Source organism: Lactobacillus sp. M44 (assembly GCF_058130005.1).
On record NZ_CM176707.1, the window covers coordinates 269,344 to 294,999 of the forward strand.

Below are 25,656 nucleotides of genomic sequence, written 5' to 3' on the forward strand. Positions count from 1 at the left end.
CAGGAAATTAAACACTATCGCTTTACCAATTTTTTATCATTGGAAAAGTTTGACAAACTCTTCCAAGTTGATAACTTTATTAAGCTTTATATCTTGAAACACCATTTAAATAAGTTTCACTTAAAGTTAGATCTGGGTTCAAAATTAAGAAGTCAGCATCTCGATCTGGCATGATTGAGCCACAACGATCTGCAATATGAGCACTTCTTGCGGCATTGTAGCTAGCCATCATAATAGCTTTTTCTGGAGTAACTATATTCCAGTCAACTATATTTTTAACAGCTTGTTTCAAAAGTAAAATACTTCCAGCCAAATTATTAGTACCTTTTAATCTAGCCATGCCATCTTTTACATATACTGGCAATTCACCTAGCATATAGTCACCATCTGGCATCATCCCAGCTTGCATACAATCAGTGATCAAAACTATATGTTCTGCACCTTTTGTTTCAACTAAAGCCTTAACTACAGGCTCTTGGACGTGGTGGCCGTCGCAGATTAATTCATCATCTACTAAGTTCATTGCCATTGCTGCACCTATAATGTTAGGTGCATGCTGTGACAATCCATTCATCCCATTAAAAGTATGGGTAAACATGCTTGCTCCAGCTTCAACTGCTCTTGCAGCTTCATCAAAGTTTGCACTTGAGTGACCTAGTGAAATAACTACGCCTTCTCTAACTGCTTGCCGAATAAATTCTCTACTACCTTTTCTTTCAGGTGCCATTGAGATTTTAATCAGCAAGTTGTCAGATGCTTTTCTCCACTTGTCTAATAACTTGATATCTGGATCAACCATATATTTAGGATTTTCTGCTCCACCATGTTCTTCAGTGAAGAATGGTCCTTCAAAATGAATCCCTTGAATTTTGGCACCAGTTTCTTGACCTTTATGGGCGGCCAATTTTTCACAAGTCGCAGTCAATTCTTCATCACTTGATGTTAAAGTTGTTGGAAGCCATGAAGTAACTCCAGCTTTTAATAAAGCCTCAGAGATCTTATTCACTCCATTCCAATCACTTTTCATTGTGTCTTCATCAACTAGCCCATGGATGTGAGTGTCAACGTAACCTGGTGCTACCCACTTACCAGAATAATCTAAAATTTTTCCAGCAGGTTTTTCATCTTCAGCATAATAAAAGCCAAACTTACCATTATCTTGGACTTCTAAATATCCTCTACGTTCAGTACGGTTTTTTAAAAAGAACTTGTCTGCATGAATGAAATAAGTCATATTCTAGCCTTCTTACTTTTGAAACTCGTGGATTGTTACACCCTTAACAACACGGTTAACAGTGCCAGAAGGTGAAGGTGTATCTGGAGTGTTACCAATTTTGACAGATGTCATTAATGCAATAGTTTGTGCAAACATAACATCTGGTAATGCTAGATATGCATCTGGTAATAAATCTGCACCTTCAAATGCAAAGAACTTACCGTCAAAGTTTTGACCTTGCTTTGGTTGACCAATTCCCATTACTAATGGAACAATGTCATCATCTTTAATTTCATCTAAGATATCTAAGTCATATTGACGTGTGTAAGTTTCATTAGATACAAAGTCAAATGCCAAAGTCTTAGAATCCAAAAATGACTTAGGACCATGTCTAAATCCCATTGAAGTATCAAAGATTGTGGCAATTTTTCCTGCAGTTAACTCCAAGATCTTCAATTGAGCTTCTTGAGTTAAACCACCTAAACTACCTGATCCTAAATATGCAATACGATCAAAGTTAAGATCAACAATTGATTGCAATTGCTCTTCACGATCAATTACACTATGACCAAAATCAGTAATTGTATCTACATACTTCTTTTTATCTTCATCTGATCTTTCATCAAATACAAACAACGTTGCAAGTGACATACATGAAAATGAACCAGTCATTGCAAAGCCTTTATCTAATGATCTAATAGGCATTAATAATACAAGAGCATTTGGATCATCTTTCAAATCAACTGCTAAATGACCTTGTGGTGCACAAGTAATTGCAATTTGGTATAAGTTCTTAACTAATTTTTGAGCTAATTGCACTGCAGCGACTGATTCTGGTGAATTACCACTACGAGCAAATGATACTAAGATTGTTGGAGTATCTTCTTCTAAATAATCTAATGGACTTGAAACAATCTTAGTTGTATCAATAGCTTCAAACGTAAATTTTGATCTATCACCATGACGGCTTAAGTAAGGAGCTACAGTATTTCCAACATATGCACTAGTTCCAGCTCCTGTAAAAATCACACGAGCTTTTCCCCATTTTTCAATAATTTTATTTAAAAATGAAACAATTTTGGATTTATTTTCTTGATAAATTGACCATGTTTCTTGCCATAATTCTGGTTGTTGTTGAATTTCACGAGTGGTAATAATTGCACCCATTTTTGTTAATTCAGCATCACTTTTTGAATACATTACTTTTTCCCTTTCCTCACTGTTACAGATCATTATATTTACGTGATCGGTAAACAAATTTATCAGCACGAGCTAGCGTTTTTGTAAACTCTATAGCTACGTTTTTGTCGTTAATAGTTCGTCTGATGATTTCTAAACTAGCTGCATTTGGATGAACACTTAAGATTTTTGCTTGCTTATCAGTTAGGTTTTTGGCCATTACATCTTCAAAAGCAATTATTGTCTGTTGGTGATATTTTATTTTTAAAACATCATATAAATTATGATGTTCTAATTCATCTTTAGTTAAGCTAGCAAACAACTTTACTGGCAGATAACTCGTACCATACATCATCGGCTCATCATCAGCTAAACGAAGTCTCACCATGCGGTAGACTTGATCTCCTTGATCTAAATTTAATTGTTTGGCAACTTCATGTTGTGCGGAAATAATTTTGAAGTCCAAATATTTAGTTGAGGGAATCATACCTGCTGCTGTTATCTGATCACTAAACGAGTACATTGAACTTAAATCTGTTTCATTAACAAAGATTGGAGCTACAAAAGTTCCTTTTCCATGAACTCGATATATTAATCCTCTTTCCTCTAATTGATTCAGAGCTATACGAACAGTATTACGGCTAACGTGGTATATCTTCGTCAGTTCTCTTTCAGAAGGCAGTCGATCGTTTGAATGATACGAAGTTAAACTTTGTTTTAAATCAGCGACCAGTTGCTGATACAATGGTGTATCTATCTTCAACTTCTCCTTTATTAAAACTGGTTGGTACCACCTAACAAAATAATAACATGAAACCGCTTTAAGTCAATAGTAAAAAATAAAAAAATATCATCTTTTTTTGGTTATAATATAAGTATTAGGATTTTTTAGAAACTAGAGATGAAGAAAATGACAGAAAATATGCAGCCTGGCAAACACCAATTGGGTCGTTTGACCGGCGTTACAAAAGCAAATAATTATTATGAATTACATTTTTTAACAGGTGAAGTTGCACGTTTATTCATTTTAGATGATGGCATTTTTCGCTTTTATTTAGACCCTACTGGCCGATTTAATGAATCTAATCCTATTATTTCTGATATAAGTAAATTTAACAATGATCTATTCAAAAAAACTACTGCTCAAGCAACAGATGGTGCGTTTATTGTGCATAGCCAAAATATTCGAATTGTTTTTCAAAAAGATCCTGTGTTAATTAGCATCTTTGATGAACAAATTCATCGCTATCGCATGAAAGAAAAAAGTCCTATTGAATTAGGTCTTGGTCAAACTACAGAAATTTTAAACCAACAAGAAAATGAGTTTTATTATGGTGGTGGTCTGCAAGGTGGGCAATTTAGCCATAAAAACAAAAAAATCTTAATCAAAAACACTAATATTGTTGGTGCAGGTGGTGTCATTAATCCTATTCCATTTGTTTGGTCAAATGCTGGATTTGGGATCTTGAACAATACTTATAATCCTGGAGTCTATGATTTTAAATCGGATCACGGGCATGCAGCAACACTAACTCATAGTAGCGAATGTTTTGATGCATTTTATTTAATTGGAGATTCTCCATCACAAATTATTGAGAAGTTTTACACCTTAACTGGAAAGCCCGTAATGCTTCCAAATTATGCATTGAAGTTAGGATTTTTAGGCAATTTTATAGATACTAGTTGGGAAGATAGTAAGCCAAAATTGCGCTCTGCAATTAAATTTGAAGACAATAATTATTATCAAAAAACAATTAATGGACAATATCTATCAAGTCTAAATGGAAAAGATAATTATAATTTTTCTGCAAGGGCTATGATCGATCGTTTCCAAAACTTCCGCTTTAATTTGGGCTGGATTGTGCCCAATTATAATGCCGCTAATAATTCTGATGAATGGCAAGACTTCAATGATTATGCAATTGGTCGAGGAGTAGTGCCTGGAATATATAAAACAGATGATACTGATTTTTTCCAAAATACTGGATTAGTTGCAACTAACCAAGCAGATATTGAATTAGAAGCTAAACTGCTTAAAGCTTCACTTGCTAATAAGCGAGCATTTGTTTTTGCTAATAATGGAAAAACTGGCTCTCAAAATCAAGCTGCTCTGCTTTTTGGTTCAAATGGTGGTGAATGGGACAGCATCCCAGATCAAATTGCAGGATTATTAGGTATTAGTTTATCTGGTCAACCAATAATTGGTGCTAGTGTTGATGGGAATGCTGGAGGTGGCAACGCCCAAGTTAATGTACGTGATTTAGAATGGAAAGCATTTACTCCTATCTTTTTTGAAAACGATACTTCTAGTGAGTATAGTAAAACTCCATTTGCTTTTAATAATAAGATTTCTCGCATCAATCGTGCTTATATCAACTTGCGTGATCAATTCAATGCTTATATTTATGATCTAATTTATCAAGCACAATTTGGCAATCCTGTCATGAGAGCATTATTTGTAGAATTTCCTCATGAAAAAATTAACTACACTGAACAAGTTAGTGATGAATTTTTATTAGGATCAAATATTTTAGTTGCTCCAATTACTAATGGACGCGAAAATCAAGCAGGTATGTCAATTAAAGATAAATTATACTTGCCTGATCACAATACTTTTTGGGTTGATTTATTTACTGGTCAAAAATTCACTGGTGGTCGTGTATATAACAATCTTGAATATTCATTGTGGCATTTACCTGTCTTTATTCGCAGTGGAGCTATTTTGAACCAAGGATCACGTATTTTTACTATTTATCCTCATGGGCACACTTCAACTACTACATACACTGACAGCAGTCAGATCAGCTATAGCAAGCAACATCTAGAAACAAAAATTACTAGTGATTATCTTGAATCTAATTTACATATCATAATTGAAAAAACAGCTGGTACTTTAGCTGGAAATAAAGAAATGCAAGGTACATGGTTGAATTTATTATGTGATGCTTATCCAGGAAGTTTAGAATTGAAAATTAATGATGAAGTAGTTCCATTTGAGGAATTTGGTTCTCCAGAATCATTTGCTCAATCAAAAGAAGGTTATTACTTCAATCCTGAATTTAATCCAACACCTTCGTTTAATTTTTATAAAACTAATAATCAACCTGCCTTGCAAGTTAAGCTTGCTCCAAGAAATATTTTTGAAAACAAAATCGAAATTACAATCAAAAACTTCTCTTATGCAAATTTAGCACATAGTCATGCAATCATTGATTCTGCATTAAAAACTCCTCAGCAAGCAACTATTCTCAAAGAAAAAACTACTGCTCATAGCCTAACTGTTGCTTGGCCACATACATTTGATCGTGTTCAAATTGAAGTAAATGGAATTATCTATGATGGAATCAGTGGAGATAACTTCACCTTCCATGAATTAACCCCTAATACTCGCTACACAATGAGATTGCGCTATATTTATGGCAGTAAAGTATCTGAATGGTCTGATTTTTTTGGTGGAATTACTAAACCTGACCAATTAGATTATGCAGTTGAAAATGTACACTTAATAACCCAACTATCAAGTAAGCCAAATCATCCAAGTTCATATGCGACTGATTTATTGCTTGCTAGTGAATGGATTACAAATGATGAAATCAACGAAGAAAATAATTCTCTGACTTTTGTTTTCCCAGAAGTTGAAGATTTAAGCAGATTAGTTTATATTCCAAGAAGCATTGATGAAACTGGACGTATTTTAAAAGCAAAAGTTAGTGTTTCATTAGATGGAATTAATTTTGAACCACATGGAGATATTATTTCTTGGTCAAATGATGCCAAAAACAAGGTAGTTGGATTAAGAGATGTTCATGCAAAAGCTATTAAACTAGAAGTTTTGCAAACTAGTGATAACTTAGTTGCCGCAAAAGAATTTTATTTCTTTAGACCAAAGAATTAATTAATACAAAAAAGAGGTTCGAGCAAAATCGAATCTCTTTTTTAATGCACCTGTTTTATAAAATATGGTTTAACCATTCAACACTTAACCCAAACCAATGAGCTACATGCGGATTATCTTGCCATTCATTTTCTTTAGTAACTAATTCTTTAGTTGCAAGAGAATAACCATGTCCTCCGCGATCAAATAAATGCGCTTCAAACTTTACATGCTTTGCATTCAATGCCTGAATATATTCAATACTGTTAGCAATTTTTAATGTAGGATCATCCCATGCTTGGAAAATAAAAGTAGGACTTGTCTTACTAGTAACTCCTAAACTTGTATTGCAGATATATTTTTCTTTTGGAAAAGCAGCTTTTTGTTCTGCAGTTAAAGGAAAACCAACTTGCATTACATCAATCAATGGATAACCTAAAATTTCTGCATTAGGGGCAACGTCTGATTCTTTATAATTAAATGCTTTAGCAAAATCACTATTATGTGCAAACAAGTCAATTGCACTGGCTACATGCCCTCCTGCAGAAAAGCCACATACAACGATCTTGTTTAGATCAATATGGTATTTTTCAGCGTTTTGGCGATAATAACTAATTAATGACAATCCACTCAATGCAGCATCTGGATAAACCTTACCAGGATCTTGAACTAAATTGTAATACATTACGGCACAATTATAGCCTTTGCTTGCATATGCAAGAGCTACTGGTTCACCTTCTCTTTTAGCATAATGGTTAAAACTGCCACCTGGCAAAACAATCATTAAGGGGTGTTTTGTTTCAACCAAATCATCATTTTGTTCTTGGGTATAAGTTTCAACTTTAAATTCACGATTATTAAAATTAGTTAGTGTTAAATTTTCAACTTTCATAATTATGCCTTCTTTTCAAGTTTATGTGCTAGTAAAACTGTGGTTAATGGTATTGTCAAAAGTACCGCAATTAATGAATATATGATTATTAACGCTTCATTTACAAACAACTTATCATTCAAGATTGCTCCTAGTGAATAATGAAGTCTAAAGTACCAAATAAACAGGGGTAAAAAACTGCCAAACATCCCAAATAAAATAGTATTCATTGCAGTCCCTAAAATATCACTACCAATTTCATTACCAGTTTCAATTAATCTATCATGTGTTAATACCTTGTGTTTGCTCAATTCTAACAAGCCAGAGCTCATTGCGACTGACGCTTCTGCAATTGCACCTAAAGTACTGAACAATGCTACAGTAACGCTAATTAATGGATAACTCAACCCTGGTAGATCCGACAAGCCAACTAACTCCTCTCCAGCTTCTGAACCAAATCCTGCAGCTTGTGCTAAATACTGCATAAGACCAATAATTACACCTGTGATTAAACATACAATTAGCGCACTTATAAAAGAATTTTTGGCTACTTTATAATCATGTGTTCCTAAAAAAATTATTGTTGCTAATTTTAATGGTACAAACAAAATGGTTAACGCTAAAATATTAATTCCCCAAGAAATTAATATCGCAACCAAAATTAATAATGCAGTATTTATAATCACACTTAAATAGCTACGAAAGCCAGTTTTTCCACCAACTATGATCATCAAAATAAACAAAATTATACATAAGACTATTAATGTACTCATTGTTTCACCTCATTTTTGTGCAAGAAAATAAAACTGCATAAGGTCGCAAATATCACAGTTAATACAATTCCAATAGCAGAGATTACACTCTGGACTGCACCTAATGACAAAGTAAATTGGAAAGTAGAACTTAATGTATTATTATCTCTTAAATATAAAATTGACATCGGCAATGCTTCTGCCATAAAAATTAATACCAGGACATTGATTAATGGTCCCATGATTTCTTGCCCCATGGTTCTACCACTGTTCCATAATTGCTTATAAGTCAGATCAGTTTTTGTTTTAGCAAGCATGGCTAAACTCGACACAATATCCGTTGCTTCATCCATAACTGCACCTAAGACCCCTAAAATACTTTGTGCTAAAAATAATGAACGCGGATTTTGGGTGGCATAGTCAACAGTTTCATATTTCATTCCACTTTCATGAGTTAAATGCATTACTAAATAGCATAAGCCAAATGAAACAAACACTCCTAAGATAGTCGCTATAAATGTCGCAAGCATTTTTTTATTAAATCCTTGAACTATTAATAAAGATATAAAGGCAAAGACAAAGGCAGCTAAACCATAAATTAAGAAAGTCTGGGTTCCATTTTCTTTTACGTCAAAGTAAATTACCATGAAAAATAAAAGCCAATTAAGAATCATTGATAAAATCAAAAAGACTGAATGTTTACCAGTAACTGTGAACATTAATGCCAATAATATTGTCAAAGCTAAAATTAATACCCAATCTCTTTTTGGACTAATTAGATTTGGCTGATTTTTATTAAATGAAACTAGCACTCTTTCATGTGCGCGATATTTTTGTGTAGTTAATTGAGATGGAGAATAGTAATTGTTGACTGTATAAGTTTTATTTTTGTGCTTTCCTGACAAAATTTTTAGATGAATTGTTTGGATCCTTTTTTGGTCATGATTTTGATATGCATCTTCAACTTTAGTATCTAATCTATCTACAATATTGCCTGTAATTGTTGCTACATCATAAGCTCCTTTAGTATTAAAATAAGTAATTGCTGTAGCAACTAATCCTAATATAACAGTAAAAAATATTATCCAAGTTTTAGTTTTTTTTAGGTGCATCATTTCATTATCGCCTTCTTTTCTTCTCTCTATATTTTATAGTCTAAAATAAAAAGGCACCTCAACTAAAGGCACCTTTAAATATTCTTAATTAGTGAAAAAAGATATCCCACCAATGTTTTTTCTTGGGAATCTGCATATCAGCTAAAGTTCGATGTACATTTTCACGTGCTCTTTTAGCTGCATTTTCTTGAGATCTTTGCAGGATCTCTCCTCTAACTTGATCTTCACTTTTATCAAAATCTTTTTGAACTTCTGCACGTTTTTGTTCTTTAGATTTTGGTTCTTTCAGCTCTGTTGCATCAACTATTCCTGAAATATCAGGTAGTTCAGGAGCCGCAAGCTTTTTTTGTTCATCAAGTAAAGTCTTATTTTGATTTTGGATAGCATTTAATTGATTTTGCAATTTAGCAATTGCTTGGTTTTGATTAGCAATTGTTTGCTGCAGTGCTGTTAATAACTTAACTACTTGATGAGTATCAAGCAAAGCTTCTGCTTGTTTTTTTTCAGCAGCAACTTGTTTTTTTTGATCTTCTTGTTTTTTATCAGTAATTCCAAAAATTTGCTGAGCCGCTTCTTTTAAAGTCAATCCACTAGTATGTGATAAGTTGTGAAAAGCCTTTAAATCATCAATATTTTTTTGACTATATAGACGCGCTTTTTGCTTGGTGCGTTCATAGTAATTTGAGTTATTCGCAATTTTTTCTACAATTAGAGAATATTTACGCAGTGTTGCAACACTAATTTTTAATTCTTTAGCAGCAGCAGATGGCGCTAGTAATTCATTATCTTTATTCAATATTATCACTCTTTATTCTGGCTTATGTAGCAAGGTTTTTTTGTGGGCATAACGGGATTGAGCTAGTTCAATCAACTTAGTAATCAGATCTTGATAGCTAATGCCAGCTTGTTCAAATAATTTAGGATACATACTAATATTAGTAAATCCAGGTAAAGCATTTAGTTCATTGAAGATTACTTTATTATCCTTTGTAAGCATTGAGTCGATTCTAGCCATACCGCTACATTCGGTTATTTGGTAAATCTTTAATGCATTATTGCGCACAGTTTGCACTACATCTTCTGGTAAATCTGCAGGGATTTGCAACTTAGTAGTTGATGAAGCATCATATTTGTTTTTGTAAGTATAAAATGTTCCTACTTCATTGATAATCTGACCGACACCCGATACGATTGGCTTATCATTGCCTAAAACTGCAGTTTCTACTTCAGTTCCATCAATTGCTTGTTCAACTAAGACTTTGTCATCATATTTAAAGGCTTCTTGCAAGGCAGGTAAATATTCTTCTTGTTTTTGAACATGACTAATACCAACAGAAGAGCCTTGGTTAGATGGTTTCACAAAAATATTACTGCCTAATTGTTCAACAATATAGTTATAATTAAGCTTTTGATTTGCTTTATCATCAAATTCTGGGCGCTTGATTGCAACCCAATCAGCAACAGGAACGCCTACGCGTTGTGCTAGAATTTTGGTGAATTCCTTATCCATTGTAACGGCAGCAGCTAACACATCATCTCCTACAAAAGGTTTATCAATCAATCTAAATAAGCCTTGCAATGATCCATCTTCGCCCAAATTACCATGAACTATAGGAAAAATCACATCTAATTCTGGTAATTTAGCCATGTTAGCTAAGTTAGAGATATTAGGTTTGTTATGAGGATTTTCTATTGTGTATGATGGATCACTTAATACTCTAAGTGAATCAGCTTCATTTGCTAAATAATTATCATTAGTTAACCACATTGGGTGGACATCATATTTGTTTTTATCGATTTCTTTATAAATATTACGGCCAGAAATAATTGAAACTTCATATTCTGAAGAATTACCGCCAAAAATTAAACCAATTTGGGTTTTTTCAGTCATCTTTTTACTCCTTTAAGTGTTCAACCCCTATATTATACGCAAAGTTTGAATTAATAGCTTCATTAATTTGAAATTCATTGATAAATTTTTAATTTTTATTGATATCAAAAACTAACACAGATAATCTGCTAAAATATTTAATAAGGGGGATTACAATTATGAAAATAAAAAAATCCTTATTGACTATATTAGCTAGTGTTTCTATATTAGCTTCAAGTAGTATTTTATCAACTAATCAACAGCTTATACAAGCTGCAACTTTCACACCTAGTGAAGTTAATTCAATACACCAATTTCAAAATAATTATGCTGCATTAGATAAAACTCCCTATTCTAGCCAAAACTTATATCAAATAAAACCACACTTATCCGCCCCATTTAGTTCAGGCGTTTTAAAGCCAGCTTATATTGATAGTCAATTAGCTTATATTAATTATTACCGCAGCTTATTTAATTTACCCGCAATTGCTGCAGACAAAGTATCTAATGATAACGCCCAAGTCGCAGCCAGCGTTATGGCGTCAATGAACGCTAATCCATTTGTAAATTTGCATGGATTACCTGACCAAAAACAACCTACATGGATTTCTGATTTAAATTGGAATATTGCAAAAGATGCGACTGCTAATTCTAACTTAAACTTTAATGTATCAAATGAATCTGCTGGAGATGTAATTACAGACCTATTAACTGATAGTTATAATTTATCTGGACAAGATACTGGACATAGAGCTTGGTTATTATCGCCTTTTCTTACTACAACTGGGATTGGTGCTGCCTATGGAACTAATGGGTATCGCTATTCAGTCCAGCGCGTTATCAACATCACCGACGCTTTACGTGCTCCTGCAAAGACTACTGTCACATATCCAAGTAATGGATTATTCCCAATTGAGTTGTTGCAAGGATCTAATATTGCATGGTCGTTATATCTAGTCGATCAAGTAATTACCACTACCCCTCAAATTACCATTACCGATTTAGATACTGGGCAAAAGAGTTTTGCAACTAATGTTCAAAACTACAATAAAGAAGGCTTTGGTAATTTTGCAACGATATTAACATATTATCCTGGAAATATTGCCTTAATTTCTGGACATCAATATCAAGTAAATATCAATAATATCTACCAGTATAGCTTTAAATTATTTAATGAAGTTGCACGCAAACAACCTGCCATAACTACACAAATACCAGATAATACTAGGCAAAAAAATGCCACAACACCAACTAACCCTAATCCATTACCAGTAAAGCCTGACTTGCCCAATATAACTGTTCCTAACACTGATATCCCTATATATCAAGCAAATGCTTTGCCTACTGATAGAAAAGACGGGATCATTAAATCAGCTTTATTATTATCTGCAGAACACCTCAGTGACCCACTTAAAAACAGAAAACTATATAATGCATCAGTTTTTGGTAGATCATATCAAGACGGATCATATGTATATAACTTAGGACGCAACCAATGGTTTGCAAGTTTTTATCAAGTAGATAATCCTGACATTCATGCTGGAATTTTAAATGTAGATAATACTATGTTAGACAAGCGCATCTACACAAGTCCATATTGGTACTTGCAAAAACCTACCCCAACTTATCTAGCAAGTAGACATGCATATCCATACGGTCAAAGCATTAAGATTGGTTCAATTACTTGGTATTATTTGGGACACAATCAATGGGTAAAAACATTAAATAAATAATTTGACCAAAGCAAAAAGCCATTTCACAATGAAATGGCTTTTTATTATATAGTTAACCTTTATAATCGTTGCTAGGTCGCTCATCAATTCTAATCATCTTTTTAGTATCTTGGAGCTTTTTTTGCTTGTGTTCAGCTAACAAACTATTAAATACCATTTTCAATATAGTATAGTTAGCTTTAAAATTATCAGGCACCATCTTCAAATTAAAATTATGTACCATGCTATCATCTCGCTGCCAGTAGTGATATCGCGGCTTACTATCGCAATAAAAGCCATCAGTTAAAGATAGATATTTGATATTAAAAATTTGGTCTTCCATAAATGCTAACTTTTCAACGAATTTCAAGTTATACTTTTTCACCACTGAAGTTTTGTACCCTTTATTCCAGGTATAACCTTTTACTGGAGAAACAAAGGCCTTATTCATACACATTGAACCTAGGCCATTGATAATTGAACGATATGTTTCTAACTTTGAAAACATTTGATTTACTAACTTTTTAGAGGCAGGGATAGATTTTTTGCTATTCTTATAATCAATCCAAAAACCACAACAAACCATTGCTGCTTCAGGATTATCATGAAATGCTTGCACAAAAAATTGGGTATAGTCAGGATCAGTCCAATCATCTCCATCATGAAAGGTAAAATATGGAGTTTGAACATTAGCCATACCTACATTTCGAGTATCTGATAAGCCACTATTTTCTTTATTGATTATTCTAAAATGTTTAAATTTATCACGATAACTTTCAGCGATTTCGCGAGTTTTATCTTTTGAGCCGTCATTAACAATTAATAATTCAAAATTGGAATCTGTTTGTTGAGCCAAGTGATCTAGGGCTCTTCCCAGGTATTTTTCCATATTATAAACCGGCATAATTACAGTTAATTCAGGTTGATTTAACATACAATTTTCCCCCATAGCATAATACATTATACCATCTTAACGAACTTGATTGTAATAATTGCCAAGGTTTAGTATATATCAAGATTTTTCATTTTTTATCTATACAGCAACTGTATGTTCCTGCATGATTAAATAGTCATGATATGATGGTGGCAACTTTTTCTTATCTTTGAAAGGGGTTGGTGCTTATGTCTATTCATTCGCCGAATTCTTTTAGAAAGGAGGTTGCCCGTTATCATGTACTTTTGAGGCATTATCGGTTTTCTTGGATTAGACCTTTTGCTGGCAATAAACTTTAGGATTATCAAGAAATCACTAAATAGTTTGATTTCTACAGTTAATCAAATAACTAAATTATATTTAGCTATTCATTTATTGCATAAAGCAAAAAAATTACTTGAATCAGCTGAGAAAAAAGATTCAAGTAAATCCAATAAAAAACACCATCGTTGATGGATGGTGTTTCTTAACTAAACAAATTATCTAAATGCCACCATCATTTAGTGACACGACAAACGTGCGACCATACGGTTGTTTTTATATGCTTATTATACAAATTTTTTGACTACCCTACAATAGTTTTAATTCAATGGTAAAAGTTTACGGTAATTCATAAATAAATAAAACCTCCTTAAAAAGCTGATTTATCAACAGTTATAGGAGGTTTTTTTCAAAAAGTGTCAAATATTTAAAGCATAAACAATTTCAAGTACGCATTTTAAATGTGCTTTATTAATACCTATATGATTTTTCAACACGCGATAACCTCCCACCCACCCAACTATGCTTCAGGCGTGAGCCTGTACAGCATGCTAGATGTTCAGCAAAGAATTACTACCTCGTCAGTCTTATAAGCTGACGTATCTTTGCTCCAATATCTTTGTACATTATGGGCTTATATCTTTTGGAGCCTTATGTCCTATTACATTTTTTATTACACAAGGAGGAAAAGACCACATGAAGAAAAATTTGAAATTCGTTAGCGCTGCTGCTGCTGCTTTACTTACTGTCGCTCCTGTAGTTGCTACCGCAGTGACCCCTGCAGCTACTGTATTCGCAAAAGGTGATAATTCTGGTAAAGATGCTGACAATGCTATTAATGTAAATGTAAGTGCACCTGCAAGCACAACTGTAGATGTTACTGCTAAAGTTGCTGATTACTTAAACAGCTCATCATTCCCAGTAGCTACAAGTTTGGGTACTGCAAACGTATCAAAGGTTACACTTACTCAAAATGATGCTAAGAAAACTCCAGTAGCTCCTACTGATAGTTTCCACAATACATGGATTTACAACCAATCAGCTACTGTTCAATTAAGTGGATTACAAGCTGGTGATTACTACAACATTAATGGTCAAGTAATTGAAGCTAATGCACAAGGTGTTGCTGAATCTCCTGTAACTGTTACAAGACAATTAACAGCTATTGATTCAGCTTTACCAGGCAACCCTTACTTCACTAATAAGCATAACCAAGTTGTTTACTCAGGTATTGTTTCAGTTCCTGGTGATGGTGTAGTAATAGATGGTAGCAAGGGTACTTTAACTCTTGATCAAGTTTTAAATGAAGCTAAGAATCAAGTTAACTTCGTTCCAAACTCTGCAAAAAACCAAAATGGTTGGATTACAACAACAACTGCTGATGTTAAAACCCAATTAGAAAACCAAGGTATTAAAGTTGCTGCAAATGGTAGCTTTTCTGCACCAGAAAATGGTTTCTATGTAAGCTTAACTGGTTACAACCAAGCAAATGGTAAGACAGCTTCTGTTAAGGTTCCATTTGCACCAAGCAATGCTGATTACTCAAGTTACCCATTAATTACAATTGGTGAGGCAGCTGTTGAAGGTAAAAAAGTAGTAAAAGGTAAGATTTCAACACAAACTGTTAAAGTTGGTGACAAGGCCTTTACTGGTACTGAAGGTGTTAAAGCTCAAGTTAACGCCAATAACTCAGATGCTTTGTCAATCTTTGTTACAAGCAACAATGTAAACGTAAATGTACCTGGTACTTACTCAGTTACATTAAGTGCTACTAACCCAGCAGGTTTAACAACTACTGTTACTCGTACAGTTGTAGTTACTGCTTCAGGTCTTAATGGAACAATTAACTATGTACCTGGCTACGCAGTTAACGTTTGGAACGTTTACGGTAACCAAGTAGCTTATGCTAATAAGAAGCTTGCCACTGGTACAGCAGTTAAGACTTTTGATACTAAGACTGTTGATGGTGTATCTTACACTAGACTTAACTCAAAAGATTCTAATGAATGGGTTCAAACCCAATACTTAGATGGTTCATGGAGCCAAAACTCAAACACTTCTTCAAACTCATCAGCACAAGCTGGTCAAGAAGAAGCAATGAGTGGTGTAATCGTTGTTAAGTACAATGGTATGGGTGGCGTAAACTTGTTAAACAACAAGGGTCAATACCAAGACCAATACGTAAAGAACGGTAGTGCATTCAAGGTATTTGGTAAGATGACATTAAACGGTAAGACATACTACCGTTTAGGTACACAAAATCAATGGATCCCAGCACAATACGCTGTAATTCGTTAATTAGACTGAATAAGTCAAAGCAAAAAGACGATGCAAACGCATCGCCTTTTTTGTATGCTCAAGTAAATTATTTATCTTCAATACAATATGACTCTATTGGAGAAATCGATATTTGTAAAAATATTAATTTGCCTGAAATTGTTTTTAGGTTCTGGTTGATTTTATCAAATAAAACTTGAGCTAAGTTTTCAACAGTTGGCTTTTTACCAGCAAATTCTGTCATCCTATTCAAATATTGATTGTCAAATTTTGAAGTTACTTCTTGTATTTTGGAAGTTAATACACTAAATTCTACAAAATCTTTAGTTTGAATCCTGCAGATCACTTCATAAGTATGAGTCTTTTTCTTTCCAAGCATATAACCGACTGAAATAGCAGAAGATGAATTTATAAATGTGATTATTCTATAACTTTTAGTTATCATGATTTAATTTCCTAAATTTATGAAATATCTTTTTAAAAGTAGCTTTTACTTGTTTCATCTCATCAGAAAATGAAGTAGTTGTCCATTGTGCTGATGAATTCATTGAATTTATAATACCAATACTTTGAATGAAGTTGCAAAGAATGTAATACAAAGGTAATGTTGCTAAAATGTACCAGTTCTTCAAATAATACTTACGATTATCAGGGAAATTCTTCAGAAAATGTGCAATATTGATGTAATTAAGTGCAGATAATCCTACATAAAATAAGTAAAGAACTACAAAGGAGATTAACAATACATACCATGAATATCCATAACTTAACATCAAAATAAGCGCAAATAACCAGATCAATCTAATTAATAAGATGGTGTGATCAATCAATAATCTTCTAACTACGAAGTTTTTGAAAAACATATGGATTCCAATAGATTTCTTAGTCATAAATGAACTTAGAGCTTCTAATTCTCCACGTTCCCATCTTTGCCTTTGTGTATATAACTTATTCATATCATCTAAAGGATATACATAAAATAATGCTTGTGGGCACAAGTATACATTACCCTTTAACTGATATCGAATTTGAAAGGTCATGTCGATATCTTCACCAACAGTGCTGATATTATACATTTTAGTTTGAAACAATTTTTCTTTTCTAAAAGCAGAGAAGGCTCCAGACATTGTAAATAAATGATCATTTTGAGATTCTGTTGCTCTTCCTGCAAGAAATGACTGGGCATACTCAAAAAATTCATTTTTTCTAATAAATTTTAAGAATTTACCTTTTGTGGTATCAATCAATTCTTTTTGAGTGAGAATAGTACCAGTTAAAGCATCAATAGATGGATCGTTCTCAAATTCAACTATCATGTTCATTAAAGCATCTTTGTGCAACACACCATCACTATCAATGTGAATTACATATTTACCAATAGAATTATAGATAGCACTATTTAAAGCACGTGCTTTTCCCTTATCAGTAGACAACCACTGCATATTTAGAGTAGAGAATTTTTCTCGAGTCCCTTTATATACTGCTAGACTTGAATCACTACTTTGATTATCAACCACTAGAACTTTTATTAATTTATTAGGATAAGATGACTTATCAATTGAAGCAATACAGTTAAAAATAGTATCTTCAGAATTATAAACAGGAATTATTAAGGTAATAAACGGTAATTTAATTGGTTTAATCAGGTTTTTAAAATGAATATTAGCTGTTAATAAAGTAACGAAGCTATAACAAGCAGGTAAAAATTCAAAAATTATTGGCACAATCAACCATGATATCCAAAAGCTAACTTCAATTAATTCAGTATGCATTAGACTTTACCTCGAATAATTTGTTGCTTAGTAAATATCTCATAAAATAAGCAAATAACTAAGCAATAATATAATAAACGACCAATAATTGCATATGAAATAAAGAATCCTTGCTGACCAATATAGTTTAGAACTAACATAACTTCTATTATTCTGATAAAGTTGAATAGCTCTATTAATAAGATTCCTATTATACTTAAGCTGATTTTTTCAAGAGTGGTAAACAACGGGTAATATACCATAATGCTTACATATGCTAGTGATTCTAAAAATCCAGAACATTCATATTCAAAAAATTGGCTTTGAGAGCCAGAAAACATTAACCTTTGCATAATATTATAACCATTAGGAAGCCAAAATCTATTGAAGCTGAATATTTGTTGTAAGAAATTATGAACAGTACTTTTATTAATTAAATATAGTTTTTGTAAAATAGCTCCAGCTAATAAAAATAGTCCAATACTACCTATCCAAAAATATATACCATTGATAGCTGATTGTTTAAAAAGCACTAATAATCCTATCCAACACACTACTAGTATTACCCAAACTAATAAATCCAATTTACTCCACCATTAATAATGAAACTTTTTCATAAAAAAAGGCGATGCGTTTGCATCGTCTTTTTGCTTTGACTTATTCAGTCTAATTAACGAATTACAGCGTATTGTGCTGGGATCCATTGATTTTGTGTACCTAAACGGTAGTATGTCTTACCGTTTAATGTCATCTTACCAAATACCTTGAATGCACTACCGTTCTTTACGTATTGGTCTTGGTATTGACCCTTGTTGTTTAACAAGTTTACGCCACCCATACCATTGTACTTAACAACGATTACACCACTCATTGCTTCTTCTTGACCAGCTTGTGCTGATGAGTTTGAAGAAGTGTTTGAGTTTTGGCTCCATGAACCATCTAAGTATTGAGTTTGAATCCAAGTGTTAGCAGTCTTTGAACCAACTCTAGTGTAAGATACGCCATCGATCATCTTAGTATCAAAAGTCTTAACTTGAGTACCAGCCAGTTGTTTTGAGTAACCGTTTTTGTTGTAAGCAACTTTGTCACCGTAAATGTTCCATACTAATACTGAGTAACCAGGTACGTAGTTAACAGTTTGGTAGATACCTTGACCGTTAGTTACGTATACAGGGAATGTAAATGAAGTAGTCTTACCTGCTGGGTTAGTTGCCTTAACAGTTACACTGTACATACCTGGAACATCAGTATTTACGTTGTTTGAAGTAACTAAGATGTCAGTGAAGCTGCTCTTGTATTGAGAACTTACTTCAGCTTTGAACAACTTAACTGGGTTGTAATTCTTAGTACCTTGTGCAACTTGTTGTACAGGGTAAGTACCTAAAGTCTTGTCACCTTGTTGTAATGGTGCAAATACTTTACCACTTTGAGCCATGTAACCAATGATTGGGTAATCATCGTTTGAGATAGCTGTGTTGAATGCAATAACAACAGTAGCAGTCTTACCACTAGTGTAGTTCTTAGCAGTCAAAGTAATGTAGTAAGGTGCAGTTGCGTTAAAGCCACCACCATTGTTTACGCTGATACCTTCATTAGCTAATTGAGCCTTGATGTCAGCAGTAGTTGTGATAATTTGACCATTGTTTGCTTTAACAACTTTTTCAGCTTCAGCTAATACAGAGTTAACTGAGTGAATAGCGGTCTTGTTGCCCTTGTCATCGTATGTATTGTTTACGACAGCTGAAGCTTGTCCACCATTAGTAATAGTGTTGTTTGAGCTTGCATTAGTAAAGAATGGCATATCTGCAGCATTTGAGTCATATGCATTAACATTAATCACTACGTAAACAGCACCAATAACACCATCAGATGAAGCTTGTTTAGTAGTCTCTTCTAATTGCTTAGTAGTTGAGTTGTAAGTAGTGTATTTATATGTTTGACCTGGCTTTAAGCCACTAACAGCAACAACAGCACCGATAGAATATGAACTACCTGCTTCTAAAGTATCTGTTAATTCAACAGGACCACCAGCATTGCCTGCAGGTGATGAAGCTTTAATAACTTTAGTAGTACCAGGAACAACAGAACCAACAGTCATAGTTGGAGTTACTTGTACTGAGTTAACTGCAGCACCAGCTTTAACCCATTGGGTAGCGTTAGTAGCTTCCAATTGAATAGATTGTGTAGTTTCTTGTGTAGCAGGTGCATCAGCAGCAAAAACTGGAGCAGTAGTAGAAGCAACTACAGGAGCGACAGTAAGTAAAGCAGCAGCAGCAGCGCTAACGAATTTCAAATTTTTCTTCATGTGGTCTTTTCCTCCTTGTGTAATAAAAAATGTAATAGGACATAAGGCTCCAAAAGATATAAGCCCATAATGTACAAAGATATTGGAGCAAAGATACGTCAGCTTATAAGACTGACGAGGTAGTAATTCTTTGCTGAACATCTAGCATGCTGTACAGGCTCACGCCTGAAGCATAGTCTTATTACTTACCACGTCTTAAATTATACAATGACTTTTTATAAAATCAAAGCTTTTATACGCTTTTTTTGAATTTGTAATATAATTTTTTCGGCTATAAGTTTTTATAAACAATTTTTTGTAATTTTATAAGTGCGTTGGAACCTTATATGCTCTTAGTCTCACAAAGACATTCATTTTTTGTTAATATGCAAGTTCAAACATAAGTTTTCAGTTTTGTAACATATTTGTAACAATATTGTTTAATTATAAGTAACTTTTTATATTAAAAAAGCCACCTTCTTACAGATGACTTTGTCTTATAAAAATTAATTACCAAATTACTACTCGTTTATCAGGATCTAGATACATCCCATCACTTGGTTTAACATCAAATGTCTCATAGAATTTTTCTTGGCATTGTGATTGAACATTGGCACGCAATGGACCTGGCGCATGAACATCAACTGCAACTTGTGTCTTAATTGAATCAGTTAATTGCTTTGTTGCCCATACTCTGGCGAAGTTTTCAAATAATTCTTTGAAATCTCCATCCCCTTCATCAGTTAGCGCTTGAATTGCAGCAGTTAATCCACCTTGGTCAGCAATATTTTCTGACACAATTTGTTTACCATTTAACTTAACTGGACCATATTGAATGCCATTAAACAAATCAATTTCAGCTTGGATTCTCTTTTTAAACTCTGCATAATCTGCCTTAGTCCACCAGTTCTTCATATTTCCATATTCATCAAATTGAGAACCATTATTGTCAAAGGCATGTGAAATTTCATGTGCAATAACTACTCCAATACCACCATAGTTTTCACTACGGGTTTGCTTGAAATCATAAAATGGCTTTTGCAAGATTGCTGCTGGGAATGTTAGATCGTTTCTTGATGGATCATAACATGCATTAACTAAATTACCTGGCATTGCCCAAATAGTGCGATCAACTTCTTTATGCAATTGTTCTAAGTTATATTTAATTGCTTCTATTCCAGCTGCGCGCAAATTGCTATATAGCGTGCCACCTTCTAGTTCTGGAGTTATCTTGTAGCGTTTATAAATTTCTTCAACTTTTTCTGGATAGCCAACTTTTAATACCATTGCTTCTAATTTAACAACGGCTTGTTTTTTAGTAGCCTCTGATAACCAATCATTGTTCATAATACGTTGTTTATAAACTTTGATCATCTTATCAATCATTTCTAAGACATCTTTTTTAGCATCACTGCCAAAATATGTCTTACCATAATAGATCCCAACTACTTCACTAAAGACACTATTTGCAATATGGTAAGCTTGCTTGTCACCGCTACTTAATTCAGGTTGACCTGACAGAGCTTGAGCAAATGGAAATCCAGCTTCACGGAATTTTTGTGAAAGTTTACTTGCTACTGCATTAATGAACTTCACAATCATCCAGCCTTTAATCTCATTAAAGCTAGCTTCATTCAACATACTGTCTGCATTATCTAAGTATCTAGGATCTGCAACGATTACTTTTTCTGGTTGCTTGCCGAATAGTTCATCTAAGAAATAATCCATCTTGAATTCTTTGAACTTAGCTTTAAAGTCTTCAATCTTATATGGATTATAAGCTGCGGGATAGTCTGCCCATTCTTCAGAAGATTTAACAACCTTGGCAATTCTTTGGTCATATTTCAAAGCATCAGACACATATTTTTGTGCTTTTTTAGAATCTACTCCTGCCATTTCTAGCAAGTTAACAGATTGCTTTTGCAAGACACCTAATAATTTTTCGCTAGCTTCTTTATTTTTGTAAGTTGTTGTATCTGGCAAAAATACCGATGGACCTGATGTATTTACAACATTAACCTTAGTATTTTTCATATCAGGTTCTACATCAAAGTCAATTGGAATAGCAAAGCCAGCTTTTGCTAAATCGGGTGCCTTTAAATTAAAGTCGCTAAAATCACGTAGTCCTTCAAGTAATGCAAGATCTGCTTGAATTGGCTTAGCTCCATCTTCATTACGCTTTTTGAAATTACGAGCGATCTTATATAACTCAACACTATTAGCAAGTTCTGCATTATCAGCAGTTTTTTTACCATCGGCAAAATCGGCAAAATCTTGCATCATGTGCTTTTCAACATTTTGATCAATTGTATCAAATGAGCTTGTTCTAGAGCGATCTGATGGGATCTTTGCTTGCTCTAGCCATTTTGAGTTAACAGCTAAATATAAATTATCTTGGATACGAGCAGAAGTATTTGGTTCAATAATATTACCTGCTCCACCACGAACTGTAGGGTTTTGCATCTATAAATCCTCCCTTTATCTATTAATAAAACTGCTTTCATAATAGCATTTTACGAAAATTATAGCTATTCAAAAAATCTGACATAATTTTACAATTACATCAGATTTTAAAAAAGTATTATTAATTCATGTCTTTTTGAAGTTTGTTAATAAACTTGTTGTCTTTATCTATCTCTATTTTACCATTCATAAGATCGATCCCTTGAAGTGCTTATCTAGCTTAGCATGCTTTTGAGTTTCAAAGTCCATATACACAATCCCTAACTTAGGGAAAATTGCCTGCAATAAATGCAAGCAATTATCACCTTTTTCGATAACATTGCGAAATAACAAGTCATCCGTAATACGCGGATTTTCAATCTGTCTTGAAAAAATCTCATTCATTTCCATGAGGTTTCCTCCTAATTATAAAGTAAGGCAAAAATCAAATTTGCCCTCTAAATAATAAGTACGCAAAAAATCTATTTTCAGACCAAATATTTTTGTCAGTTTAGAAAATCTTAATAATCAAAAATTATTGTCTTTATTCCACATTCCACTCACGCATAAATTCATCCACAAAGTCTTTCATATATTGAGTTCTACTATTAGCTAATTTCTTTGCTGAAGGTGTGTTCATCAGTTTTTCTAATCTAAATAACTTTTCATAAAAGTGATTAATTGTAGTTTCTTTATGATGACGATATTGCTGCTTATCAACAAGTTGCACAACAGGCACATTAGGATCATATATACGATCTTGATGACGTCCACTATACACAAATGCCCTAGCAATCCCCATAGCTCCCAATGACTCAATTCTATCAGCATCCTGAACATATTGTCCTTCAATAGATAATTTATGGTGTTTTTCAATATTATGTGAAAATGACATATTTTGAATTGTATATAAAATATTTTCAATATCTGCCATTTCAAAGTTAACTTCTTTTAGTAACTTATTAATTGCAATTAATACTTTTCGAGGATTGTCACAGACTTTTTCATCAATGGTGTCATGAATAAATCCTGCTGTATAAATAATATCGAGTTGTTTTTGTGTATAAGTTTTAATATCTTCCAAAAATAATTTTTGTGCTAATTTTGCAACTCGCATCCCATGCCAATAATCATGTCCTGTCATTTCGTCAGACAGCTGCATTTTTACAAATTCAGAAATTTTCTTACGATCCATTTTATATCCTTTCATCTCAATTAAGTTGATTGAATTATAGCACTTTATTTTTTTAATTTATCCATCAAAAAACATCCCCAAGCTATTTCACTCAAGGATGTCTTATTAATTATGTAACTTTAAAGCAATTATCTCATACAGTTTAACTGTTAATAAATAATACAAAGCATACAGCACTACAAAAATAGTAAAAGGAATCCACAGATTGTGATATGGATTAGGCAAAATCGATTTAAATAATTGTAATCCAAATCCTACATCTATCATTCCTAAAATAGCAGGAGTCGCAAACAAAATTAACAACTCTTTTCTAATTGATCGTTTTAATACTTTAGTTCTGGTACCTAATTTATAAAGCATTTTATAGCGTCTTTGATCACTAGGTGCTCCGCTTAACACTTTAAACATTAAAGTAGAAGCAAGCATTGCCAAAAATGCAAGACTTAAGAAAAATCCCATAAATTCAAAACCAGACACCATACTTGAAACCAGCTCATAACTACTTGCTTTAGTTGTACTCAGCTGCATTTGAAGGCTAGGATTTTTAGCTATTTGGAGTTTATTTAATTTTGATATAGCTTGATAATGTTGTTTAAAATTATTAATTGTGAGCAACTGCAATTGTTTAGTATGCATATTTATTTTAGAAAATTCTGCTTCATTTACTAAATGCAATTTAGTATTTGGTGTGCCATTTTCTATATACTGGTCAAAAAACTTGTAAGCTGTTGAACCTTTTTTAGGAATATCATTAATATTTAAAGTAATAGTTTTATAAGAGATACTGTTATCATTTTTTACATTAAATAGTTGATACTTGACAGGCTGTTTTTTTAATTCAGGTTTTAAAAAGTATGCATCATGACCATTAGTTTTATAAGAATAAGTATTAGTTTTAGTAACTGGAAGTTTATTTATTTGTTGATCAATTTTTTTATCATGAGTTAATACTACTGCATCATAATATTCGGCTTTTAATACTTGATCACGTATACCATTGAAGTTAAGTCCAACTGTTAAAGCACCTAATGCTAGTGCATACATAATTGAAATAATTGACAAAATTCTAGTATAATCATGCAATCTAAACTTTAATTGCCCTAATGTAAAACTACGTAATCCTTTATACAGATAAGCATGCTTTTGACGTAGCCAGTCAATTATTATGACAAACAAAGAATCAAAGATAAAATATGACCCTATAACTATTGTAATTAAAGCAATCCATACACTATTTAATAGTAATAATTTTACCTGCCCCATAGCTATATAGCCACTAACTAACAAAACAATTCCTAATAGCCCTTCAATTATGCGCCATTTTTTATTTTTGATGATTGAGATAGGACGGGAATCTTCGTGAATTAAGTCAATTACATTACTTTTAGTTAATTTTATCGCATTAAAAATTGCGGCTAGTAAAAACAAAATCACAAAAAATAATAGGGTTGCTAAGATGGCTTTTGAAAAAATCGGATTAAAATGAGCAACTGGTAGATTTAATTGTTTAATAATCAAGGTGGCAACTAATTGAGTTAAGAAAAATCCAATTACTATTCCAGCAGCTGTAGCCAATGTACCAACAACTAGAGTTTCTAAAAAGATTAATAATCTAATTTTGGAGCTTTTTGCACCTAACATCATATACATTCCATAATCTTTTTGTCTCATACTAAGCAAGAAGTTATTAGCATATATAACATAGACTAATGTAATAATTGATAGTAACACTTCCCCCATAACAAATATAAATGAAGTAAAGCTAAATTTCATATTCACATCATTTTGTAAAAAGCTAGAATTCATAGCTAATGTTGAAAACATATAAAAAATACTACTAGTGATTACCAAGCCAGAAAATAAGACTAAATAATCTTTAAATCTGCTTTTTAATCCAGTTAAAGATAATTTCCATATCATATT

Annotated in this window: 20 protein-coding genes; 3 read left to right on the plus strand and 17 right to left on the minus strand. The window is 32.9% G+C overall.

Annotated features, from left to right (window positions below; translation table 11 throughout):
* Nucleotides 1-79: 79 nt before the first annotated feature.
* The 3 genes from nagA to AC38BG_RS01425 are packed head-to-tail and all read right to left on the minus strand — an operon-like array spanning nt 80 to nt 3,152.
* Complete coding sequence (nagA, locus tag AC38BG_RS01415; protein ID WP_489937398.1) at nt 80-1,234, minus strand: N-acetylglucosamine-6-phosphate deacetylase; 1,155 nt, start codon at nt 1,232-1,234, stop codon at nt 80-82.
* Between the two features lie 12 nt (nt 1,235-1,246).
* Complete coding sequence (locus AC38BG_RS01420; RefSeq protein WP_489937399.1) at nt 1,247-2,416, minus strand: SIS domain-containing protein; 1,170 nt, start codon at nt 2,414-2,416, stop codon at nt 1,247-1,249.
* 22 nt (nt 2,417-2,438) lie between these two features.
* Complete coding sequence (locus AC38BG_RS01425) at nt 2,439-3,152, minus strand: GntR family transcriptional regulator (protein WP_489937819.1); 714 nt, start codon at nt 3,150-3,152, stop codon at nt 2,439-2,441.
* Between the two features lie 153 nt (nt 3,153-3,305).
* On the opposite strand from AC38BG_RS01425, the gene AC38BG_RS01430 reads away from it, so the two are divergent.
* A complete protein-coding gene (locus tag AC38BG_RS01430; RefSeq protein ID WP_489937400.1) occupies nt 3,306-6,290 on the plus strand; it encodes a TIM-barrel domain-containing protein in 2,985 nt (994 codons plus the stop codon).
* Between the two features lie 55 nt (nt 6,291-6,345).
* Here AC38BG_RS01430 and AC38BG_RS01435 read toward each other — a convergent pair whose 3' ends face one another.
* The 5 genes from AC38BG_RS01435 to AC38BG_RS01455 form a co-directional block, all read right to left on the minus strand.
* On the minus strand, nt 6,346-7,161 hold the full coding sequence (locus AC38BG_RS01435; protein ID WP_489937401.1) for an alpha/beta hydrolase: 816 nt from the start codon (nt 7,159-7,161) through the stop codon (nt 6,346-6,348).
* Between the two features lie 2 nt (nt 7,162-7,163).
* Entirely contained in the window at nt 7,164-7,913 is a 750-nt protein-coding gene (locus AC38BG_RS01440; protein WP_489937402.1) for a YibE/F family protein, read from the minus strand.
* The gene (locus AC38BG_RS01445; protein ID WP_489937403.1) at nt 7,910-9,007 is read right to left on the minus strand and encodes a YibE/F family protein; all 1,098 of its coding nucleotides are present in this window, start codon (nt 9,005-9,007) and stop codon (nt 7,910-7,912) included. The genes AC38BG_RS01440 and AC38BG_RS01445 overlap by 4 nt, the downstream gene beginning before the upstream one ends.
* An 88-nt stretch (nt 9,008-9,095) precedes the next feature.
* Nucleotides 9,096-9,809: a transcriptional regulator gene (locus AC38BG_RS01450; protein ID WP_489937820.1), complete on the minus strand. Its 714-nt coding sequence runs from the start codon at nt 9,807-9,809 to the stop codon at nt 9,096-9,098.
* 6 nt (nt 9,810-9,815) lie between these two features.
* Nucleotides 9,816-10,898 (minus strand): D-alanine--D-alanine ligase family protein, encoded by a 1,083-nt coding sequence (locus tag AC38BG_RS01455; protein ID WP_489937404.1) that lies wholly within the window; start codon nt 10,896-10,898, stop codon nt 9,816-9,818.
* Nucleotides 10,899-11,056: 158 nt separating this feature from the next.
* On the opposite strand from AC38BG_RS01455, the gene AC38BG_RS01460 reads away from it, so the two are divergent.
* On the plus strand, nt 11,057-12,610 hold the full coding sequence (locus AC38BG_RS01460) for a CAP domain-containing protein (RefSeq protein WP_489937405.1): 1,554 nt from the start codon (nt 11,057-11,059) through the stop codon (nt 12,608-12,610).
* Between the two features lie 52 nt (nt 12,611-12,662).
* On the opposite strand, the gene AC38BG_RS01465 is transcribed toward AC38BG_RS01460, so the two are convergent.
* Nucleotides 12,663-13,523, minus strand: coding sequence for a glycosyltransferase family 2 protein (locus tag AC38BG_RS01465; protein ID WP_489937406.1), 861 nt, complete (start codon nt 13,521-13,523; stop codon nt 12,663-12,665).
* A gap of 957 nt (nt 13,524-14,480) precedes the next feature.
* On the opposite strand from AC38BG_RS01465, the gene AC38BG_RS01470 reads away from it, so the two are divergent.
* Entirely contained in the window at nt 14,481-16,082 is a 1,602-nt protein-coding gene (locus tag AC38BG_RS01470; RefSeq protein WP_489937407.1) for an immunoglobulin-like domain-containing protein, read from the plus strand.
* A gap of 67 nt (nt 16,083-16,149) precedes the next feature.
* Here the strand turns inward: AC38BG_RS01470 and AC38BG_RS01475 are convergent, their stop codons facing one another.
* The 8 genes from AC38BG_RS01475 to AC38BG_RS01510 form a co-directional block, all read right to left on the minus strand.
* The gene (locus tag AC38BG_RS01475; RefSeq protein ID WP_489937408.1) at nt 16,150-16,506 is read right to left on the minus strand and encodes a 6-carboxytetrahydropterin synthase; all 357 of its coding nucleotides are present in this window, start codon (nt 16,504-16,506) and stop codon (nt 16,150-16,152) included.
* Nucleotides 16,496-17,833 carry a TIGR03111 family XrtG-associated glycosyltransferase gene (locus AC38BG_RS01480; RefSeq protein WP_489937409.1) on the minus strand — a complete coding sequence of 446 codons (1,338 nt, stop codon included), beginning with the start codon at nt 17,831-17,833 and terminating at the stop codon, nt 16,496-16,498. Before AC38BG_RS01480 ends, AC38BG_RS01475 begins: the two co-directional genes overlap by 11 nt.
* A complete protein-coding gene (gene xrtG / locus AC38BG_RS01485) occupies nt 17,833-18,396 on the minus strand; it encodes an exosortase family protein XrtG (protein ID WP_489937410.1) in 564 nt (187 codons plus the stop codon). Before xrtG ends, AC38BG_RS01480 begins: the two co-directional genes overlap by 1 nt.
* An 86-nt stretch (nt 18,397-18,482) precedes the next feature.
* On the minus strand, nt 18,483-20,117 hold the full coding sequence (locus tag AC38BG_RS01490; protein WP_489937411.1) for a hypothetical protein: 1,635 nt from the start codon (nt 20,115-20,117) through the stop codon (nt 18,483-18,485).
* A 489-nt stretch (nt 20,118-20,606) separates the two neighbouring features.
* Nucleotides 20,607-22,559 carry a M13 family metallopeptidase gene (locus AC38BG_RS01495; RefSeq protein ID WP_489937412.1) on the minus strand — a complete coding sequence of 651 codons (1,953 nt, stop codon included), beginning with the start codon at nt 22,557-22,559 and terminating at the stop codon, nt 20,607-20,609.
* Nucleotides 22,560-22,745: 186 nt separating this feature from the next.
* A complete protein-coding gene (locus AC38BG_RS01500; protein ID WP_489937413.1) occupies nt 22,746-22,949 on the minus strand; it encodes a hypothetical protein in 204 nt (67 codons plus the stop codon).
* Between the two features lie 133 nt (nt 22,950-23,082).
* Complete coding sequence (locus tag AC38BG_RS01505) at nt 23,083-23,733, minus strand: HD domain-containing protein (protein WP_489937414.1); 651 nt, start codon at nt 23,731-23,733, stop codon at nt 23,083-23,085.
* Between the two features lie 105 nt (nt 23,734-23,838).
* Nucleotides 23,839-25,653 (minus strand): FtsX-like permease family protein, encoded by a 1,815-nt coding sequence (locus tag AC38BG_RS01510; RefSeq protein ID WP_489937415.1) that lies wholly within the window; start codon nt 25,651-25,653, stop codon nt 23,839-23,841.
* Between the last annotated feature and the right edge of the window lie 3 nt (nt 25,654-25,656).

What these genes read in the sequence shown, in the direction of transcription:
- nagA (WP_489937398.1), bottom strand. Translation starts at nt 1,234, where the DNA reads ATGACTTATTTCATTCATGCAGACAAGTTCTTTTTAAAAAACCGTACT.
- AC38BG_RS01420 (WP_489937399.1), bottom strand. Translation starts at nt 2,416, where the DNA reads ATGTATTCAAAAAGTGATGCTGAATTAACAAAAATGGGTGCAATTATT.
- AC38BG_RS01430 (WP_489937400.1), top strand. Translation starts at nt 3,306, where the DNA reads ATGACAGAAAATATGCAGCCTGGCAAACACCAATTGGGTCGTTTGACC.
- AC38BG_RS01435 (WP_489937401.1), bottom strand. Translation starts at nt 7,161, where the DNA reads ATGAAAGTTGAAAATTTAACACTAACTAATTTTAATAATCGTGAATTT.
- AC38BG_RS01440 (WP_489937402.1), bottom strand. Translation starts at nt 7,913, where the DNA reads ATGAGTACATTAATAGTCTTATGTATAATTTTGTTTATTTTGATGATC.
- AC38BG_RS01445 (WP_489937403.1), bottom strand. Translation starts at nt 9,007, where the DNA reads ATGATGCACCTAAAAAAAACTAAAACTTGGATAATATTTTTTACTGTT.
- AC38BG_RS01455 (WP_489937404.1), bottom strand. Translation starts at nt 10,898, where the DNA reads ATGACTGAAAAAACCCAAATTGGTTTAATTTTTGGCGGTAATTCTTCA.
- AC38BG_RS01460 (WP_489937405.1), top strand. Translation starts at nt 11,057, where the DNA reads ATGAAAATAAAAAAATCCTTATTGACTATATTAGCTAGTGTTTCTATA.
- AC38BG_RS01465 (WP_489937406.1), bottom strand. Translation starts at nt 13,523, where the DNA reads ATGTTAAATCAACCTGAATTAACTGTAATTATGCCGGTTTATAATATG.
- AC38BG_RS01470 (WP_489937407.1), top strand. Translation starts at nt 14,481, where the DNA reads ATGAAGAAAAATTTGAAATTCGTTAGCGCTGCTGCTGCTGCTTTACTT.
- AC38BG_RS01475 (WP_489937408.1), bottom strand. Translation starts at nt 16,506, where the DNA reads ATGATAACTAAAAGTTATAGAATAATCACATTTATAAATTCATCTTCT.
- AC38BG_RS01480 (WP_489937409.1), bottom strand. Translation starts at nt 17,833, where the DNA reads ATGCATACTGAATTAATTGAAGTTAGCTTTTGGATATCATGGTTGATT.
- AC38BG_RS01490 (WP_489937411.1), bottom strand. Translation starts at nt 20,117, where the DNA reads ATGAAGAAAAATTTGAAATTCGTTAGCGCTGCTGCTGCTGCTTTACTT.
- AC38BG_RS01495 (WP_489937412.1), bottom strand. Translation starts at nt 22,559, where the DNA reads ATGCAAAACCCTACAGTTCGTGGTGGAGCAGGTAATATTATTGAACCA.
- AC38BG_RS01500 (WP_489937413.1), bottom strand. Translation starts at nt 22,949, where the DNA reads ATGGAAATGAATGAGATTTTTTCAAGACAGATTGAAAATCCGCGTATT.
- AC38BG_RS01505 (WP_489937414.1), bottom strand. Translation starts at nt 23,733, where the DNA reads ATGGATCGTAAGAAAATTTCTGAATTTGTAAAAATGCAGCTGTCTGAC.
- AC38BG_RS01510 (WP_489937415.1), bottom strand. Translation starts at nt 25,653, where the DNA reads ATGATATGGAAATTATCTTTAACTGGATTAAAAAGCAGATTTAAAGAT.